This window comes from Pseudomonas sp. Mb7 (assembly GCF_054790525.1).
Genome location: NZ_CP186501.1, coordinates 6096099 through 6114627, shown reverse-complemented (window position 1 = coordinate 6114627; position 18529 = coordinate 6096099). Strand labels below are relative to the sequence as shown.

Below are 18529 nucleotides of genomic sequence, written 5' to 3'. Positions count from 1 at the left end.
CGCTCTGCGTGGGAACGCCTCAAGGGACGCCCTGCGTCCCAGCAGTGAAGGGACGCGGAGCGTCCCCGGGCTGCATTCCCACGCAGAGCGTGGGAACGATCAGGTGCAACACGCCGCTCGTCCCCTCTGCCGCGCTACGGTTGAAATCCTCTCCAGCACCCCCATATGAATGGGCATAAGGCACTTTCGCCCCGCTGTGTGGAGACTCTTCCCTTGACCACCATCGTTTCAGTCCGCCGTCACGGCAAAGTCGTCATGGGCGGCGACGGCCAGGTTTCTCTCGGCAATACCGTGATGAAAGGCAACGCGAAAAAAGTCCGTCGCCTGTACCACGGCCAGGTCATCGCCGGTTTTGCCGGTGCCACCGCCGACGCATTTACCCTCTTCGAACGTTTCGAAGGCCAACTTGAAAAACATCAGGGCCACCTGGTGCGCGCCGCTGTCGAACTCGCCAAAGAATGGCGCACCGACCGCTCCCTGAGCCGCCTCGAAGCCATGCTCGCGGTCGCCAACAAGGACGCCTCGCTGATCATTACCGGCAACGGTGATGTGGTCGAGCCCGAAGACGGCCTGATCGCCATGGGTTCCGGCGGCGGCTACGCGCAAGCCGCGGCCAGCGCCCTGCTGAAAAAGACCGATCTGTCGGCCCGTGAAATCGTCGAAACCGCCCTCGGTATCGCCGGCGACATCTGTGTATTCACCAACCACACTCAGACCATTGAGGAGCAGGATCTCGCTGAATAAGCCTGACGCGGCCCTGTGCCACGGCTTGTTTCTGCTTGAGGACCGTCAATTATTATGTCCATGACTCCCCGCGAAATCGTCCACGAACTCAACCGCCACATCATCGGCCAGGACGATGCCAAGCGCGCCGTCGCGATTGCCCTGCGCAACCGCTGGCGCCGCATGCAGCTGCCTGAAGAGCTGCGTGTTGAAGTGACCCCGAAAAATATCCTGATGATCGGCCCGACCGGTGTCGGTAAAACCGAAATCGCCCGTCGCCTGGCGAAACTGGCCAACGCGCCGTTCATCAAGGTCGAAGCGACCAAGTTCACCGAAGTCGGCTACGTCGGTCGTGACGTCGAATCGATCATCCGTGATCTGGCCGACGCCGCGATCAAGATGCTCCGTGAGCAGGAAATGACCCGCGTTCGCCATCGCGCCGAAGACGCTGCCGAGGATCGTATCCTCGACGCACTGCTGCCGCCGGCGCGCATGGGCTTCAGCAATGAAGAAACGCCAAGCAGCGATTCCAACACGCGCCAGCTGTTCCGCAAGCGCCTGCGCGAAGGTCAGCTGGATGACAAGGAAATCGAAATCGAAGTCGCCGAAGTCGCCGGCATCGAAATCGCCACGCCGCCCGGCATGGAAGAAATGACCAACCAGTTGCAGTCCTTGTTCGCCAACATGGGCAAGGGCAAGAAGAAGGCGCGCAAGCTCAAGGTCAAAGAAGCGCTAAAGCTAGTGCGCGACGAAGAAGCCGGGCGTCTGGTCAACGAAGAAGAGCTGAAAGCCAAAGCGCTGGAAGCGGTTGAACAGCACGGCATCGTGTTCATCGACGAGATCGACAAAGTCGCCAAGCGCGGCAACGTCGGCGGCGCCGATGTGTCCCGTGAAGGCGTGCAGCGCGACCTGCTGCCGCTGATCGAAGGCTGCACCGTCAACACCAAACTGGGCATGGTCAAGACCGACCACATCCTGTTTATCGCCTCCGGTGCGTTCCACCTGAGCAAGCCGAGCGATCTGGTGCCTGAGTTGCAAGGTCGTCTGCCGATCCGCGTTGAACTCAAGGCCCTGAGCCCTTCGGACTTCGAACGCATCCTCAGCGAACCGCATGCCTCGCTGACCGAGCAGTATTGCGCGCTGCTGAAAACCGAAGGCCTGAACATCCAGTTCCAGCCGGAAGGCATCAAGCGTCTGGCGGAGATCGCCTGGCAGGTCAACGAGAAAACCGAAAACATCGGTGCCCGTCGCTTGCACACGCTGCTTGAGCGTCTGCTCGAAGAGGTTTCGTTCAGTGCCGGCGATCTGGCCAGCACCCACGATGAGAAGCCGATTCTGATCGACGCCGAATACGTCAACAGCCACCTCGGCGAATTGGCGCAGAACGAAGACCTGTCCCGTTATATCCTGTAAGCCATACTTACAGATGTAATGGAACTGTGGGAGCGAGCCTGCTCGCGAAGACGGCGTTACATTCAACCTTTGTGTTGGCTGAACCACCGCTTTCGCGAGCAAGCTCGCTCCCACAAGGTTCCGCACAAGACGGATACCTGCTCATGATCCCCACCGACATCAAACTGCACAAAGCCTCGAAAACCCTGACGCTTACCTATGCGTCCGGTGAGGAATACACCTTGCCCGCCGAATTCCTGCGCGTGCATTCGCCCTCCGCTGAAGTCCAGGGCCACGGCAAACCGATCCTGCAATTCGGCAAGCTCAACGTTGGTCTGAGCAAGCTGGAACCGGCCGGTCACTACGCACTGAAACTGACCTTCGACGACGGTCACGACAGTGGCTTGTTCACCTGGGATTATCTCTACGAGCTGGGGCGACGTTATGACGCACTCTGGGCCGATTATCTGGCCGAGCTCAAAGCCGCCGGAAAAACCCGCGACCCGAGCGAGTCGATCGTCAAGCTGATGCTCTAGTCCGAGCCTTGCGCTCATTAGAGGGCATTTTCTAAATTCATCTGTTTGAATGCTCTGCTGTGTGGCCGAGGATCGGCCTGCTTGCGAAAAAAATTAAACTCGGGTAACCAATGGAGCTGGCAAGTTCCCTGCAGTGCTCTACGACTGTAAAGCAGCTATGCAGAATTAACGGTCACCCGAGCAGTAGTACCTGGCATTGGCTGTGGAACTGCACAGCAGAAAACCGGGTACTCGTCTCAGGACAATGGAGCGTCGTAGATGAGTAACAAGAATAACGATGACCTGAAGTACCAAGCCTCGGAAAACACCCTGGGGCTTAATCCCGTCGTTGGGCTACGCGGAAAGGATCTGCTGGCCTCTGCTCGTATGGTGCTGAAACAGGCCATCAAACAACCGATCCATAGTGTCAGGCACGTCACCCATTTCGGCCTCGAACTGAAGAACGTGCTGTTCGGCAAATCCGAACTGCAACCGGCAGGCGATGACCGTCGCTTCGCTGATCCTGCGTGGAGCCAGAACCCGCTCTACAAACGTTATCTGCAAACTTACCTGGCGTGGCGCAAGGAACTTCATGCCTGGATCGATGACAGCAGCCTGTCACCCAAAGACATCGCGCGCGGCCACTTTGTCATCAACCTGATGACTGAAGCCATGGCCCCGACCAACACGGCGGCCAACCCCGCAGCAGTCAAACGCTTCTTCGAAACCGGCGGCAAAAGCCTGCTCGACGGCCTCTCGCATCTGGCCAAGGATCTGGTGCACAACGGCGGCATGCCGAGCCAGGTCAACATGGGCGCGTTCGAAGTCGGCAAGAGCCTCGGCGTGACCGAAGGCGCGGTGGTGTTTCGCAACGACGTGCTGGAGCTGATCCAGTACAAGCCGATCACCGAGCAAGTCCACGAGCGCCCATTGCTGGTGGTGCCGCCGCAGATCAACAAGTTCTACGTATTCGATTTGAGCCCGGACAAGAGTCTGGCGCGCTTCTGCCTGCGCAATAACGTGCAGACGTTTATCGTCAGCTGGCGCAACCCGACTAAGGCCCAGCGCGAGTGGGGCCTGTCGACGTACATCGATGCCCTGAAAGAAGCCGTCGACGTGGTCACCGCGATCACCGGCAGCAAAGACGTGAACATGCTCGGTGCCTGCTCCGGCGGCATCACCTGCACCGCCCTGCTCGGCCACTACGCAGCGATCGGCGAGAAGAAGGTCAATGCCCTCACGCTGCTGGTCAGCGTGCTCGACACGACGCTGGACAGCGACGTCGCCCTGTTCGTCGACGAGCAGACTCTGGAGACCGCCAAGCGCCACTCCTATCAGGCCGGTGTACTGGAAGGCAAAGACATGGCCAAGGTTTTCGCCTGGATGCGCCCGAACGATCTGATCTGGAACTACTGGGTCAATAACTACCTGCTCGGCAACGAGCCGCCGGTGTTCGACATCCTGTTCTGGAACAACGACACCACCCGCCTGCCCGCCGCGTTCCATGGCGACCTGATCGAGATGTTCAAAAACAACCCACTGATCCGCCCGAATGCACTGGAAGTGTGCGGCACGCCGATCGACCTCAAGCAGGTCACGGCCGACATCTTCTCGCTGGCCGGCACCAACGACCACATCACGCCGTGGAAGTCCTGCTACAAGTCGGCGCAGTTGTTTGGTGGCAAGGTCGAGTTCGTGTTGTCAAGCAGCGGGCATATCCAGAGCATTCTCAACCCGCCGGGCAACCCGAAATCGCGCTACATGACCGGCGAAGAAATGGCGGCCAATGCCGATGAGTGGCAAGAGAACTCGACCAAGCACACCGACTCCTGGTGGCTGTACTGGCAGACGTGGCAGGCCGAGCGCTCGGGCAACCTGAAAAAGGCCCCGCTGAAACTGGGCAACAAAGCGTACCCGGCCGGTGAAGCCTCGCCGGGCACATACGTTCACGAGCGGTAACTGACACCACCACACCCCGTGTAGGAGCAGCCTTCGGCAGCTCCTACACGGGGTGTGGTGAATTTAAATCCACAGGGCCTGACGCATGCCGCAACCGTTCATATTCCGTACCGTCGATCTGGATGGCCAGACCCTCCGCACGGCGGTACGCCCCGGCAAGCCTCACTTGACGCCCTTGCTGATTTTCAACGGCATCGGCGCCAACCTGGAGCTGGTGTTTCCGTTTGTCGCGGCGCTGGACCCGGATCTGGAAGTGATCGCCTTTGACGTGCCCGGTGTCGGCGGTTCCTCGACGCCGAACCGGCCGTATCGCTTTCCAGGGCTGGCCAAACTGACGTCACGGATGCTCGATTACCTCGACTACGGCCAGGTCAACGTCATCGGCGTGTCGTGGGGCGGCGCACTGGCGCAGCAGTTCGCTTACGACTACCCCGAGCGCTGCAAGAAACTGGTGCTCGCGGCGACCGCGGCCGGTGCAGTAATGGTGCCGGGCAAGCCAAAAGTGCTGTGGATGATGGCCAGTCCGCGGCGCTACATTCAGCCGTCCCACGTGATCCGTATCGCCCCGCTGATCTATGGCGGCTCGTTCCGTCGCGACCCGACCCTGGCCGCCAGCCACGCCGCGAAAGTGCGTTCGGCGGGCAAGCTCGGTTACTACTGGCAACTGTTCGCCGGCCTCGGCTGGACCAGCATTCACTGGCTGCACAAGATCCATCAGCCAACGCTGGTGCTGGCCGGCGATGACGATCCGCTGATCCCGCTGATCAACATGCGCATGCTCGCCTGGCGCATTCCCAACGCGCAACTGCACATCATCGACGACGGCCACCTGTTCCTGATTACCCGCGCCGAAGCGGTGGCGCCGATCATCATGAAATTTCTCCAGGAGGAACGTCAGCGCGCGGTGATGCACCCGCATCCGACACCGCTCGGCGGTTAACCCCGGCGGCAGGCTTTATGCAGGCCTTTAAAGAGTGCGCGGCAGGACGCCGCGCAGGCAGCAACCCGCAACAGCGTCTATGGTGTTCTGGTTCGGTGAGTTTGTTTTTGGCCTGAAGACGAAGGAGTGTTGAGTCATGCGCGACAAACCAGCGACGGGCGTAGTGCCCAGCCCCGCCGTGTTCATCAACGCACAAAGTGCGATCACCGGCCTGCGTGGCCGGGACCTGATCTCGACCTTGCGCAGCGTCGCCGCCCATGGCCTGCGCAATCCGATTCACAGTGCGAAGCACGCGTTGAAACTCGGCGGTCAATTGGGCCGCGTGCTGCTCGGCGAAACCCTGCACCCGACCAATCCGAACGACAGCCGTTTCGCTGACCCGGCGTGGAGCCTCAATCCGTTCTACCGGCGCAGCCTGCAGGCCTATCTGGCCTGGCAAAAACAGGTCAAAAGCTGGATCGACGAAAGCAACATGAGCGATGACGATCGCGCCCGCGCGCATTTCGCCTTCACCCTGCTCAACGACGCTGTGGCGCCGTCGAACACCTTGCTCAACCCGCTGGCGGTCAAGGAGCTGTTCAACTCCGGCGGGCACAGTCTGGTACGCGGCATCAGTCATTTGTTCGATGACTTGCTGCACAACGACGGCCTGCCACGTCAGGTGACCAAACAGGCTTTCGAGGTCGGCAAGACCGTGGCCACCACCACCGGCTCGGTGGTGTTTCGCAACGATTTGCTTGAGCTGATCCAGTACCGACCGATGAGCGAAAAGCAGTACGCCAAGCCGCTGCTGGTGGTGCCGCCGCAAATCAACAAGTACTACATTTTCGACCTCAGCCCACACAACAGCTTCGTCCAGTACGCACTGAAAAACGGCCTGCAGACCTTCATGATCAGTTGGCGCAACCCGGATGTACGCCATCGCGAATGGGGCCTGTCGACGTATGTCGAGGCGGTGGAAGAGGCGATGAACATCTGTCGGGCGATCACCGGTGCCCGCGAGGTCAACCTGATGGGCGCCTGCGCTGGCGGCCTGACCATCGCCGCCCTGCAAGGGCATTTGCAGGCCAAGCGGCAACTGCGCCGCGTCTCCAGTGCGACGTACCTGGTCAGCCTGCTCGACAGCCAGATTGAAACCCCGGCCACCCTCTTCGCCGATGAACAAACCCTCGAAGCCGCCAAGCGCCGCTCGTACCAGAAAGGCGTGCTCGACGGTCGCGACATGGCCAAGGTCTTCGCCTGGATGCGCCCCAACGATTTGATCTGGAGCTACTTCGTCAACAATTACCTGCTGGGCAAAGAGCCGCCGGCCTTCGACATCCTCTACTGGAACAACGACAACACCCGTCTGCCAGCGGCATTTCACGGCGACCTGCTGGACTTCTTCAAACACAACCCGCTGACCCATCCGGGTGGGCTGGAAGTGTGCGGCACGCCGATCGACCTGCAGAAAGTCACCGTCGACAGCTTCAGCGTCGCCGGCATGAACGACCACATCACGCCGTGGGATGCGGTGTATCGCTCGACCCTGCTGCTCGGTGGCGAGCGGCGTTTCGTGCTGTCCAACAGCGGCCATGTGCAGAGCATTCTCAACCCGCCGAGCAACCCGAAAGCTGCCTACGTCGAGAACGGCAAGATGAGCAGCGACCCGCGTGCCTGGTACTACGATGGTAAACACGTCGATGGCAGTTGGTGGCCGCAGTGGCTGGAGTGGATTCAACAGCGCTCCGGCGCCCAGCACGAAACCACGTTTACCCTCGGCAACCCGAACTATCCACCGATGGAGGCAGCGCCCGGTACTTACGTGCGTGTGCGCTGACGCTTAACCGAACTTTTCTAAGAAGACTGGATGAAAACCCGCGACCGGATTCTCGAATGTGCTTTGCAACTGTTCAACGAAAAGGGCGAGCCGAACGTCTCCACCATGGAGGTGGCGAACGAAATGGGGATCAGCCCGGGCAATCTCTACTACCACTTCCATGGCAAGGAACCGCTGATTCTCGGCCTGTTCGAACGCTTCCAGAGTGAACTGGCGCCACTGCTCGATCCACCCTCGGATGTGGAACTGGCGCCGGAGGATTACTGGCTGTTTTTGCATTTGATCGTCGAGCGACTGGCGCAGTACCGCTTCCTGTTTCAGGACCTGTCGAACCTCGCCGGGCGCTTGCCGAAGCTGGCCAAGGGGATTCGACATTTGCTCAATGCACTGAAGCGCACACTGGCGTCGTTGCTGGCGCGTTTGAAGGCTTCGGGGCAGTTGGTCAGTGATACGCAGGCGTTGGGGCAGTTGGTTGAGCAGATCACCATGACGTTGCTGTTTTCGCTGGATTATCAGCGGATTCTGGATCGTGAGGGTGAGGTGAGGCTGGTTGTGTACCAGATCATGATGCTGGTGGCGCCGCATTTGTTGCCGCCGGTGAAGGTCGCTACGGAGCGGATGGCCCTGCAATACCTTGAAGATCACGACTGAATCAAAAGCCCCTCACCCTAGCCCTCCCGAAACGTCGGACCGCCCGGAGGGAGAGGGGACTGATTGGGGGATGCTGATGAGCTACACCGACCTGAAAGGGTTTTGTTGAATCCATAATCGACTCGATCCTTCAGGTCGACGTACGACGCAAGACACCTCGTTCGGCCCCCTCTCCCTCTGGGAGAGGGCTGGGGTGAGGGGCGGCCTTGAAATGCACAAACAAAAACGCCCGACCTTCACAGGCCGGGCGTTTTGTTTTGCCCTGAAAAATCAGGACTGACTGGTTGGCGTCGACGGGGTCGATGCAGCAGTCGGGGTGGCCGCCGGAGTCGGTGCTGCGGCGGAATTCGACGCACTCACCGGAGCTGCCGGAGCGGCAGGTTTGGCTGCAGCAGGTGCGGCCGGTTTCGGCGCAGCGGCTTTCGGCGCGGCCGGTTTTTTCACTGCCGGTTTCTTCGCCGCAGCAGGTTTCGCTGCAGGCTTGGCAGCCGGTTTGGCAGCCGGTTTGGCGGCAGCAGTTTTCGCTGCTGGCTTGGCGGCGGGTTTCGCTGCAGTTTTGACCGCAGGTTTAGCTGCCGGCTTGGCAGCGGCTTTGGCGGCAACCGGTTTGGCTGCGGCTTTGGCTGCAGGCTTGGCGGCTGCGGTTTTCGCTGCTGGCTTGGCCGCGGCTTTAGCAGCAGGTTTAGCTGCCGCTTTGGCCAGTGGCTTGGCAGCAGACTTGGCTGCTGGTTTGGCCGCAGCCGTTTTCGCGGCCGGTTTTGCCGCAGCGGTTTTCGCCGCCGGTTGGGTTTTCAGACCGGTGAGTTTTTCGATCTGCTTGGTCAAGGTTTCCACCTTGCTATGCAGTGCTTTGACCTCATTGCGGCTCGGTACACCCAGGCGCGAAATTGCGCTGTTCAGGCGCTTGTCGAAAGCCCCTTCCAGCTCGTCCCATTTGCCCAGTGCGCGATCTTTCACGCCGCTGATGCGCGACTTGGCCGAAGAAGCGGAATCCTTGGCAGCGTCGACTTTTTTGCCGACTGCGGATTTGGTGAGCTTCTCGGCTTTCTCGCCGTCTTTGACCAATGTATCGAAGAGCTTGCTGCCGTCAGTGTCGATCTTCGAGTACACGCCTAAACCAGCCAGCCAGATTTTGCGGGAGTAGTCTTCGACTTTCCCGATCCACGAGCTGCCTTCTTTATCGGTGTTCTTTTTACCAGCCATCCCGTTCTCCTTAAGATTTACGCGCGACGCGTTCGAGCAATGCCGTCAGCTCATCGAGCTTAGCAGAGAGTGTCTCAACGTCATGTTTAGACGGAATGCCGATACGATTCAAGGCGCTTGCTACACGGGAGTCGAACGCCTTCTCGACCTTGTCGAGCTGAACTTCGACACGACCTTTGAACGAGCTGACTTCGCTCTTGGCTTCATCGATCTCGGCGTTGGCCGCTTCGAGTTTTTCGGTGACGGCTTTTTTGCCTTTCTTTTCAACAGTTTGACCAGCCTTGATCAGCTCTTGAAAGTAGTCGCTGCCCTCTTGGCCGACCTTGGCGTAGGCACCCAGGCCTGCCAGCCAGATCTTGCGGGCATAGGATTTGACGTCGCTCAGAGCAGAAGTCGAAGCGTCGATTTTTTTCTTCAAAATGACTTTGGCCATGGTGCACCTCACGCGCAGAAGGTTTGAGGAACTGCCCGGAAAAGTGTCGGGCTCAGGCACAAAGTAAGGAGATAAATTAGAAACGGCACCCTAACAACTGACATAAAAGCTTGGGTGCAGCGCAAAAAAATGTAGGAGTGAGCCTGCTCGCGATAGCGGTCTTTCAATCAAATTTCTGGTGACTGACAGACCGCTATCGCGAGCAGGCTCACTCCTACAGGGGACCGTGTTTCAGACCAGAGCTTTGTCTAGGGCCTTCTCGATCTCGGCTTTGATCATGCCGCTCATGGCCGACATCATGATGCCCAACTCCACATCGACCTTGATCGAATCGTCCGCCACATGCACCGCGCCTTTCACGCCCGAGCGCTTGAGGTTCAGGGTATCGCCCGACCATTGCGGCTCCAGGCCATATTGATCGGAGAGTTTTTGCGCCAGCTTGTCGGCCTTCTCGCGGGCGGCTTCCTTACCCAGGTTGTGGGCACGCTCAACAGTGATTTTGGCCATTACATGACTCCTGATTTAAAAAGATGTGTCGGTAAATCTTGACCGCCGCTGCGGCAAATCGTCCCGAGGATTGCCCATCTTACCTTTAGCCATTCCAAGACAAAGCATGGCTTGGGGATTAGAATGTCGCGCATTCTCTTTTGGTGACAGCGATATGACTGATCAGCGCAAAGGCAGCGATGCCGAACCCACCACTCACTTCGGCTTCAAAAACGTTCCGGAAAGCCAGAAAGCGGAAAAAGTCGCTGAAGTTTTCCACTCGGTAGCCGCGAAATACGACTTGATGAACGACCTTCTGTCGGGCGGCATGCACCGCCTGTGGAAGCGTTTCGCGATCGAACTGTCGGGCGTACGCAGCGGTAACCGCGTGCTGGACATCGCCGGCGGTACCGGTGACCTGACCAAAAAGTTCTCGCACCTGGTCGGCCCGACCGGTCAGGTGGTATTGGCCGACATCAACGAATCGATGCTCAAGGTCGGCCGTGACCGCCTGCTCGATCTGGGTGTCGCTGGCAACGTCGAATTCGTTCAGGCGGACGCGGAAAAACTGCCGTTCCCGGACAACCACTTCGACTGCGTGACCATCGCTTTCGGCCTGCGCAACGTGACGCACAAAGAAGACGCCTTGCGTTCGATGCTGCGCGTGCTCAAGCCCGGCGGTCGTCTGCTGGTGCTGGAATTCTCCAAACCGACCAACGCGCTGATGTCGAAAGCCTACGACGCTTATTCGTTCGCCTTCATGCCGCTGATGGGCAAGCTGATCACCAACGACTCGGAAAGCTATCGCTACCTGGCCGAATCGATCCGCATGCATCCGAATCAGGAAACCCTGAAGTCGATGATGGTCGACGCCGGTTTCGACCGCGTGACCTATCACAACATGACCGCAGGCATCGTCGCCCTGCACCGCGGCATCAAGCCCTGATGTTGCTCACCGGGCTGCTCGCCAGCGTTGAACTCGGCCTCAACCGGGTGCTGCGTCTCGACAGCACGGCGCTGCCGCGGCTGGCGCATTTGACCGGCAAGGTGATTGCCGTCGACTGCCGCAGCCCGGCGCTGCAACTGTTCATCCTGCCGAGTGATGAAGGTCTGATGCTGGCCTCGCATTGGGAAACCGGTGTCGACTGCACCCTGCGTGCGCCGGCCTCGAGCCTGATCAAACTGGCCTTGAGCAAAGACAAGACCGCAGTGCTGCATGCCCCGGAAGTCGAGCTCGATGGCGACAGCGGCGTGCTGCTGGAGCTGGCCGGTGTGCTGCAAGACCTTGAGCTGGACTGGGAGTACGAACTCTCGCGCTGGCTCGGCCCGGTCGCCACGCAACTGGTCGGTGGCCATCTGCGCAGCCGCGCACGCTGGTATCAACAAGGATTTGCCAGCCTCAACCAGAACCTCGCCGAATACCTCGCCGAAGAATCGCGCACCCTCGTCGGGCAGCGCGAAGCCGAAGCGCGATTCAGCGAACTGGACCGGATCAAACTTGATCTGGAACGTCTCGAGGCGCGTTTCGAGCGCCTTTCCCGATCCCTCGACCCAAGCGATAACGCATGAAGCTGCTTGCCGTCCGCCGTCTGTTGCGCATCCAGCGCGTCGTGATCCGCTACCGCCTCGATGACCTGCTGTTCGATCTGCCGCTGCCCTGGTTTCTCCTGGCGCTGCGCTACGTGCTGCCGTGGCGCTGGTTCCCGCGCAAGCCGCTGGACCTGAGCCGGGGCGCGCGTCTGCGTCTGGCGTTGCAGGATCTGGGACCGATCTTCATCAAGTTCGGGCAGATTCTTTCGACCCGCCGCGACCTGCTGCCGGAAGACATCGCCGATGAGCTGATGCTGTTGCAGGACCGCGTGCCGCCGTTCGATTCGCAGCTGTCGATCAAGCTGATCGAAGAACAGTTGGGCAAGAAGATCAGCGACGTGTTCAGCCGTTTCGACGTTGAGCCACTGGCCTCAGCCTCCGTGGCGCAGGTACATGCCGCGCAGCTGAAAACCGGCGAAGAAGTGGTGGTCAAAGTGATCCGGCCGGGTCTGAAGCCGATCATCGCGCAGGATCTGGCGTGGCTGTTTATCCTCGCCCGCACTGCCGAAAAACTCTCCGCCGATGCGCGCCTGCTGCACCCGGTCGACGTGGTCCAGGACTACGAAAAAACCATCTACGACGAACTCGATCTGCTGCGCGAGGCGGCCAACGCCAGCCAGTTGAAGCGTAACTTCGAAGGTTCGCCGCTGCTCTACGTGCCGCAAGTCTATTGGGACTGGTGCCGACCGAAAGTGCTGGTGATGGAGCGTATCTACGGCATCCAGGTCACCGATCTGGCGACCCTTGCCGACCAGCGTACCGACATGAAAATGCTCGCCGAGCGCGGTGTGGAGATTTTCTTCACCCAAGTGTTCCGCGACAGTTTCTTCCACGCCGACATGCACCCGGGCAACATCTTCGTCAGCACCGTCAACCCGTGGAGCCCGCAATACATCGCGATCGATTGCGGCATCGTCGGCAGCCTGACCCCGGAAGACCAGGATTATCTGGCGCGCAATCTGTTCGCCTTCTTCAAGCGTGACTACCGCCGTGTGGCGCAACTGCACATCGATTCGGGCTGGGTGCCGGCGGAAACCAAACTCAACGAATTCGAAGCGGCGATCCGTACGGTGTGCGAACCGATCTTCGAAAAACCGTTAAAAGATATTTCATTTGGCCAGGTGCTGATGCGCCTGTTCCAGACCGCACGGCGCTTCAACATGGAAGTGCAGCCGCAACTGGTGCTGCTGCAAAAGACCCTGTTAAACATCGAAGGCCTCGGTCGTCAGTTGTATCCGGATCTGGATCTGTGGAACACCGCGCAGCCATTCCTCGAGCGCTGGATGCGCGAGCGCGTCAGCCCGAAAGCCTTGCTGGGCAACGTGCAGAGCCAGTTCGAACAGCTTCCGCATCTGGCCAACATGGCCCGCGATCTGCTCGAACGCATGTCCCAGCCGCACGCCTATGACCCGCCGCCACCGTGGCACAAACGCAAGGACGACTGGTTCCTGCGCCTGCTCGGTTGCGCGCATCTGGCGGGCGGGGTGATCCTGGCCATCGGTGGCCCGCTGCACGAATTGGGGCATTGGCCGGCCGGAATCATGGTGGCAGTCGGCTTGTATCTGGTCGTTCGCCGATAGCCAGTTTCGTGAACGGCTGGCACACTGTTTCAATGCCTGAACCCGACTATTGAAGTGTGGGGTTCGCTGTCGGAGTCGAAGATGAAAAACTGGCTGGACGAGATCAAATGGGACGCTGATGGCCTGGTGCCGGCGATTGCCCAGGATCACAAGACCGGACGCGTGCTGATGATGGCCTGGATGAACCGCGAAGCGCTCGAACTGACCGCTGCGGAAAACCGTGCAATCTACTGGTCACGTTCCCGTGGCAAGCTGTGGCGCAAGGGCGAAGAGTCCGGCCATGTGCAGACCTTGCATGAGATGCGTCTGGACTGTGACGCCGACGTGATCATCCTGATGGTTGAACAGATCGGCGACATCGCTTGCCATACCGGCCGTCAAAGCTGCTTTTACCGTGTCTTCGAAAACGGCGACTGGAAGACAGTCGACCCGGTCCTGAAAGACCCGCACGCTATCTATTCCGCAGGACACAAACATGAGTGACACCCTGACCCGCCTCGCTCAGGTACTTGAAGAGCGCAAAGGCGCAGCCGCCGACAGCTCGTATGTGGCTAGTCTGTATCACAAGGGCCTGAACAAGATTCTGGAGAAAGTCGGCGAAGAGTCGGTCGAAACCATTATTGCCGCCAAGGACGCCGCCATCAGCGGCGACTGCAGCGACGTGATCTACGAGACCGCCGACCTGTGGTTCCACAGCATGGTCATGCTCGCCCAACTGGGGCAGCATCCACAGGCCGTGCTGGATGAACTGGATCGTCGCTTCGGCCTGTCCGGACACGTCGAGAAAGCCTCGCGTCCGTCCGCCTGAACAATTTTTAGAGAGGAACAGCAACATGGGCATTTTTGACTGGAAACACTGGATCGTCATTCTGGTTGTCGTGGTGCTGGTGTTCGGCACCAAGAAACTGAAAAACCTCGGCACCGACGTTGGCGAGTCGATCAAGGGCTTCCGCAAAGCCATGAACGACGATGAAAAACCGGCTGCCGATCCAACCGTGACACCTGCGCAGCCAGTGCCACCGGTGCAGCCGCAAGCCACCGCTCAGGCCAATCCGCCGCACACCATCGACGTGCAGGCGCAGAAAGTCGAAGAGCCGATCCGCAAAGACGTGTGAGCACTGACTAATGTTTGGTATCAGCTTCTCTGAACTGCTGCTCGTCGGCCTCGTCGCCCTGCTGGTGCTGGGCCCCGAGCGTCTGCCGGGCGCTGCACGCACCGCCGGCCTGTGGGTCGGACGGCTGAAGCGCAGCTTCAACGCGATCAAACAGGAAGTTGAACGTGAAATCGGTGCTGACGAAATCCGTCGGCAACTGCACAACGAGCACATTCTGTCGCTGGAGCAAGAGGCGCGGAAGATTTTCAATCCGGTTCAGCAAGAACCGACGCCGGTTGAGCATGTGGGTCAGCAGACGATTCATGCGCCGACCGCGCCTGTTACGCCAGCACCGGCACCCGCTGCCGTTGTAGCACCGACAGAGCCGGCGCCAGCCGCTGTGGAACAATCTGTTGAACACGTTGCGCCAACCGCCGCGCCGATCACACCTGCGCCTCACGACAACACTTTGCCGCCGCGAGCCCCATGAGCGATCTCCCCGAAAACGACCAGCACATGCCGCTGGTTTCGCACCTCACCGAGTTGCGCACCCGCCTGCTGCGTTGTGTGGCGGCGATCTTCATCATCTTCGCCGGGCTGTTCGCCTTCACCCAGCAGATCTATACCTTCGTCTCGACGCCGCTGCGCCAGTACCTGCCGGTCGGCGCGACGATGATCGCCACCGACGTGTCGTCGCCGTTCCTGACGCCGCTGAAGCTGACGATGATGGTTTCGCTGTTCCTCGCGATCCCGGTGATCCTGCATCAGATCTGGGGCTTTATCGCGCCGGGCCTGTACAAGCATGAGAAACGCATCGCCGTGCCGCTGCTGGTCTCCAGCATCCTGCTGTTCTACACCGGCATGGCCTTCGCCTATTACTTCGTGTTCCCGCTGATCTTCAAGTTCTTCGCTGCCGCCACCCCGGCCGGCGTGGAAATGATGACCGACATCGCCAGTTACCTCGATTTCGTCATGACGCTGTTCTTCGCCTTCGGCGTGGCGTTCGAGATCCCGGTGGCCGTGGTGCTGCTGGTGTGGATTGGCGTGGTCGACGTTGCCTACCTGAAGAAGATCCGCCCGTACGTGATCATCGGCTGCTTCGTGGTCGGCATGATCCTGACGCCGCCGGACATTTTCTCGCAGACCCTGCTAGCCGTGCCGATGTGGATGTTGTTTGAAATCGGCATCCTGTTCGGTGGCTTGATCAGCAAGCGCGAACGTCCGGAAGAAAACCCGGCCGACGACCACAACGACCAGCCGCCAGCGACCCAGGCATGAACCTGCTGTTGCTCGAAGAGGCTGACTTCATTGCGGCCGACCGTGTGGTGCTGCGTGATCGCCGCCTGACCCATATGCAGGAAGTTCACCGTTCGGAAGTCGGTGACAGCCTGCGCGTTGGCCGTATCAACGGGCTGATGGGCACGGCTGAACTGCTGCGCCTCGAAGCAGGTGAAGCCGAGCTGCGCGTCAGCCTCGATCAGCCACCACCGGCCAAGCTGCCGCTGACCTTGGTACTCGCTCTGCCGCGCCCGAAAATGCTTCGCCGGGTGTTCCAGACCGTCGCGACCATGGGCGTGCCGAAGGTGATTCTGGTCAACAGCTATCGGGTCGAGAAGAGTTTCTGGCAGACGCCGTTTCTTGAGCCTGAGGCGATTCGCGAAAATTTGATCCTCGGCCTCGAACAGGCCCGCGACACCGTGCTGCCGGAAATCATCATCGAGAAGCGCTTCAAGCCGTTTGTTGAGGATCGGCTGCCGGCGATTACCGACGGCACCCTCGGTCTGGTCGGCCATCCCGGTAACTACCCGCCGTGCCCACGCGCCCTCAGCGAACCCGTCACCCTGGCCATCGGTCCCGAAGGTGGCTGGATCCCCTACGAAATAGATTTGCTGGCCAAATCGGGCCTGCAACCGGTGCAACTCGGCGAGCGCATCCTGCGCGTCGAAACCGCCGTCACCGCCCTGCTCGCCCGGCTCTTCTAAGTTCAACTCCGCTCCCGTGTAGGAGCTGCCGAAGGCTCGGGCCGCGATCGGACGATCTTTTAATTTTGCTTCAACAAAACAAGATCAAAAGATCGCAGCCTCGTTTCACTCGACAGCTCCTACAGGATGGCGGCGTCCCGGATAAATGGTGTTACAGATTGCCATCATCCGGCCGATACCCTCTCCATAAGTCCAATTAGTGGTCCGAAGGGAGTGGTCGCATGTACCGTTGGTTAGCCGAGAGTCTTGGAAACGTCAGCGTCAAACGCAAGCTGGGAATCGGTTTCGGCCTGGTGCTGTTGCTGACGCTGTTGATCACCTTCACCGGCTGGACCGGCATGAGCGGTATTATCAGCCGCGGTGACAAGCTCGGTTTTATCTCCAGCCTCAACGAACTGACCAAAGACCTGCGCCTCGCGCGCCTGGACTACGAAGCGCGCCGTGGCGAACAAGGTCCGGGCGTGGTCAACGACCTGCTCGGCAAACTCGACAGCGGCCTGCAAACCGCGCGCAGCCTGATTGAACAGCCGTCCGACGCGGCGATGGTCGATCAACAACTGGCCGCCGTTGCCGAATACAAACGCGCTTTTGCCGACATGACCCAAGCCACCGTGCAGCGCGAAGACGCCCGCAGCAAGCTCGGCGCCAGTGCCGACAATGCCGTGGCGAAAGTCGCCGAAGTGGAAAAATCCATGCTGGCGGGTGACAGCGTCGCGCAATTCAACAGCGTGATCGAGCTGAGCAAACTGCTGCAGCAAGCCCGCTACCAAGTGCGCGGCTACACCTACAGCGGCAAGGCCGAAGCCGAGCAACCAGCGCTCGACGCCATCGACAACGCCCTGAAAAACCTCGACAGCCTGCCGGCGAAATTGCCGGAGCAGCACATCGCCAACCTGCAACAGGCTACCGCCTCGATCAAAGCCTATCGCGCAGCAGTTGCGCAGTTCCGCGACTCGCAGGTCAACAATGCCAAGGCCGCCGCGCGCATGTCGACGCAGGGCGACATCCTTATCGACGTCAGCAAGAAACTCACTGAATCGCAGACCATCGTTCGTGATACCGATGCCGCCCACGCCAAAAACATGCTGATCATCGCCACCTTGCTCGCCGTGGCTTTCGGCTTGCTTGCCGCCTGGGCAATCACCCGCCAGATCATCATCCCGCTGAACCAGACCCTGAAAGTCGCCGAGCGCGTGGCTGCGGGCGACCTGACGCACAACTTGGTTTCCCTGCGTCGCGACGAACTCGGCCAACTGCAACGTTCGATGCAGAGCATGACCCAAGGCCTGCGTGAACTGGTAGGCGGGATCAGCGATGGCGTCACCCAGATCGCCAGCGCCGCTGAAGAACTGTCGGCGGTGACCGAGCAGACCAGCGCCGGGGTCAACAATCAGAAAATCGAGACCGACCAGGTCGCCACCGCCATGAACGAAATGGCCGCCACCGTGCAGGAAGTCGCGCGTAACGCCGAAGAGGCTTCCGAAGCCGCCGTCGCTGCTGACCAACAGGCCCGCGAAGGCGACAAAGTCGTCGGCGAAGCGATTGCTCAGATCGAACGCCTGGCCGTTGAAGTCGGTCACTCGACCGAAGCCATGGGTGAACTGAAGCGCGAAAGCGACAAGATCGGCAGCGTCCTCGACGTGATCAAATCCGTGGCCCAGCAAACCAACCTGCTGGCCCTCAACGCCGCCATCGAGGCCGCGCGTGCCGGTGAAGCCGGGCGTGGTTTTGCCGTGGTCGCCGACGAAGTGCGCAGCCTTGCGCAACGTACGCAGAAGTCCACCGAAGAAATCGAAGAACTTATCGTCGGCCTGCAAAACGGCACCCAGCAAGTGGCAACGATCATGGACAACAGCCGCACCCTCACCGACAGCAGCGTTGAACTGACCCGCCGTGCCGGTGGTTCGCTGGAAAGCATTACTCGCACCGTTTCGGCGATTCAGGCGATGAACCAGCAGATTGCGGCAGCGGCCGAGCAGCAGAGTGCGGTGGCTGAAGAGATCAACCGTAGCGTGCTGAATGTGCGGGATGTGTCGGATCAGACGTCGGCGGCGAGTGAAGAGACCGCGGCGTCCAGCGTTGAGCTGGCGCGGTTGGGGACGCATCTGCAGATGTTGGTCGGTCGATTTAAGGTCTAGCCCAACGATCGTTCCCACGCTCTG

General features: G+C 60.0%; 20 protein-coding genes and 1 pseudogene. 18 read left to right on the top strand and 3 right to left on the bottom strand.

The genetic code is table 11. From position 1 onward, the window contains the following. Window positions 1-213: 213 nt before the first annotated feature. From hslV to ACOYXH_RS27685, 7 genes are all read left to right on the top strand, one after another. Window positions 214-744, top strand: a complete 531-nt coding sequence (gene hslV, locus ACOYXH_RS27715; RefSeq protein ID WP_016984593.1) for an ATP-dependent protease subunit HslV — start codon at window positions 214-216, stop codon at window positions 742-744. 54 nt (window positions 745-798) lie between these two features. Beyond that, window positions 799-2136: an ATP-dependent protease ATPase subunit HslU gene (gene hslU / locus ACOYXH_RS27710; RefSeq protein ID WP_220557399.1), complete on the top strand. Its 1338-nt coding sequence runs from the start codon at window positions 799-801 to the stop codon at window positions 2134-2136. Between the two features lie 143 nt (window positions 2137-2279). Next, window positions 2280-2651 carry a gamma-butyrobetaine hydroxylase family protein gene (locus ACOYXH_RS27705; RefSeq protein WP_108224330.1) on the top strand — a complete coding sequence of 124 codons (372 nt, stop codon included), beginning with the start codon at window positions 2280-2282 and terminating at the stop codon, window positions 2649-2651. Window positions 2652-2909: 258 nt separating this feature from the next. Continuing rightward, window positions 2910-4589 (top strand): class II poly(R)-hydroxyalkanoic acid synthase, encoded by a 1680-nt coding sequence (gene phaC, locus ACOYXH_RS27700; RefSeq protein WP_258709121.1) that lies wholly within the window; start codon window positions 2910-2912, stop codon window positions 4587-4589. Between the two features lie 85 nt (window positions 4590-4674). Continuing rightward, the gene (phaZ, locus tag ACOYXH_RS27695) at window positions 4675-5529 is read left to right on the top strand and encodes a poly(3-hydroxyalkanoate) depolymerase (RefSeq protein ID WP_034152967.1); all 855 of its coding nucleotides are present in this window, start codon (window positions 4675-4677) and stop codon (window positions 5527-5529) included. 136 nt (window positions 5530-5665) lie between these two features. Then, window positions 5666-7348 carry a class II poly(R)-hydroxyalkanoic acid synthase gene (phaC, locus tag ACOYXH_RS27690; protein ID WP_095047199.1) on the top strand — a complete coding sequence of 561 codons (1683 nt, stop codon included), beginning with the start codon at window positions 5666-5668 and terminating at the stop codon, window positions 7346-7348. A gap of 30 nt (window positions 7349-7378) precedes the next feature. Further along, window positions 7379-7999 carry a TetR/AcrR family transcriptional regulator gene (locus ACOYXH_RS27685; protein WP_093430069.1) on the top strand — a complete coding sequence of 207 codons (621 nt, stop codon included), beginning with the start codon at window positions 7379-7381 and terminating at the stop codon, window positions 7997-7999. 270 nt (window positions 8000-8269) lie between these two features. On the opposite strand, the gene ACOYXH_RS27680 is transcribed toward ACOYXH_RS27685, so the two are convergent. The 3 genes from ACOYXH_RS27680 to ACOYXH_RS27670 form a co-directional block, all read right to left on the bottom strand. Beyond that, window positions 8270-9202 carry a phasin family protein gene (locus ACOYXH_RS27680; RefSeq protein ID WP_460410115.1) on the bottom strand — a complete coding sequence of 311 codons (933 nt, stop codon included), beginning with the start codon at window positions 9200-9202 and terminating at the stop codon, window positions 8270-8272. 10 nt (window positions 9203-9212) lie between these two features. Continuing rightward, window positions 9213-9635, bottom strand: a complete 423-nt coding sequence (locus ACOYXH_RS27675) for a phasin family protein (RefSeq protein WP_034152971.1) — start codon at window positions 9633-9635, stop codon at window positions 9213-9215. Window positions 9636-9866: 231 nt separating this feature from the next. Then, entirely contained in the window at window positions 9867-10142 is a 276-nt protein-coding gene (locus ACOYXH_RS27670; protein WP_093430067.1) for a polyhydroxyalkanoic acid system family protein, read from the bottom strand. A gap of 154 nt (window positions 10143-10296) precedes the next feature. Here ACOYXH_RS27670 and ubiE point away from each other — a divergent pair, with 154 nt between their 5' ends. The 11 genes and pseudogenes from ubiE to ACOYXH_RS27615 all read left to right on the top strand — a co-directional run bounded on the left by ubiE (window position 10297) and on the right by ACOYXH_RS27615 (window position 18505). Beyond that, a complete protein-coding gene (ubiE, locus tag ACOYXH_RS27665) occupies window positions 10297-11067 on the top strand; it encodes a bifunctional demethylmenaquinone methyltransferase/2-methoxy-6-polyprenyl-1,4-benzoquinol methylase UbiE (protein WP_008080626.1) in 771 nt (256 codons plus the stop codon). After that, window positions 11067-11690 carry a ubiquinone biosynthesis accessory factor UbiJ gene (locus ACOYXH_RS27660; protein WP_449122609.1) on the top strand — a complete coding sequence of 208 codons (624 nt, stop codon included), beginning with the start codon at window positions 11067-11069 and terminating at the stop codon, window positions 11688-11690. The genes ubiE and ACOYXH_RS27660 overlap by 1 nt, the downstream gene beginning before the upstream one ends. Continuing rightward, on the top strand, window positions 11687-13291 hold the full coding sequence (ubiB, locus tag ACOYXH_RS27655; RefSeq protein ID WP_095125305.1) for a ubiquinone biosynthesis regulatory protein kinase UbiB: 1605 nt from the start codon (window positions 11687-11689) through the stop codon (window positions 13289-13291). The genes ACOYXH_RS27660 and ubiB overlap by 4 nt, the downstream gene beginning before the upstream one ends. 81 nt (window positions 13292-13372) lie before the next feature. Next, window positions 13373-13774 (top strand): phosphoribosyl-AMP cyclohydrolase, encoded by a 402-nt coding sequence (hisI, locus tag ACOYXH_RS27650; RefSeq protein ID WP_007909357.1) that lies wholly within the window; start codon window positions 13373-13375, stop codon window positions 13772-13774. After that, window positions 13767-14099 (top strand): phosphoribosyl-ATP diphosphatase, encoded by a 333-nt coding sequence (locus ACOYXH_RS27645; protein ID WP_003220849.1) that lies wholly within the window; start codon window positions 13767-13769, stop codon window positions 14097-14099. Before hisI ends, ACOYXH_RS27645 begins: the two co-directional genes overlap by 8 nt. Window positions 14100-14124: 25 nt before the next feature. Then, a complete protein-coding gene (locus tag ACOYXH_RS27640; RefSeq protein WP_003220847.1) occupies window positions 14125-14406 on the top strand; it encodes a twin-arginine translocase TatA/TatE family subunit in 282 nt (93 codons plus the stop codon). 10 nt (window positions 14407-14416) lie between these two features. Next, window positions 14417-14875, top strand: a complete 459-nt coding sequence (gene tatB, locus ACOYXH_RS27635; protein WP_460410114.1) for a Sec-independent protein translocase protein TatB — start codon at window positions 14417-14419, stop codon at window positions 14873-14875. Further along, window positions 14872-15663 carry a twin-arginine translocase subunit TatC gene (gene tatC / locus ACOYXH_RS27630; protein WP_095047195.1) on the top strand — a complete coding sequence of 264 codons (792 nt, stop codon included), beginning with the start codon at window positions 14872-14874 and terminating at the stop codon, window positions 15661-15663. The genes tatB and tatC overlap by 4 nt, the downstream gene beginning before the upstream one ends. Next, entirely contained in the window at window positions 15660-16367 is a 708-nt protein-coding gene (locus ACOYXH_RS27625; protein WP_320413778.1) for a 16S rRNA (uracil(1498)-N(3))-methyltransferase, read from the top strand. The genes tatC and ACOYXH_RS27625 overlap by 4 nt, the downstream gene beginning before the upstream one ends. Before the next feature lie 221 nt (window positions 16368-16588). Further along, window positions 16589-17650 (top strand): annotated as a pseudogene (locus tag ACOYXH_RS27620) (methyl-accepting chemotaxis protein); the annotation flags it as partial. Then, complete coding sequence (locus ACOYXH_RS27615) at window positions 17633-18505, top strand: methyl-accepting chemotaxis protein (RefSeq protein ID WP_371857741.1); 873 nt, start codon at window positions 17633-17635, stop codon at window positions 18503-18505. The pseudogene ACOYXH_RS27620 and the gene ACOYXH_RS27615, both read left to right, overlap by 18 nt. Window positions 18506-18529: the final 24 nt, after the last annotated feature.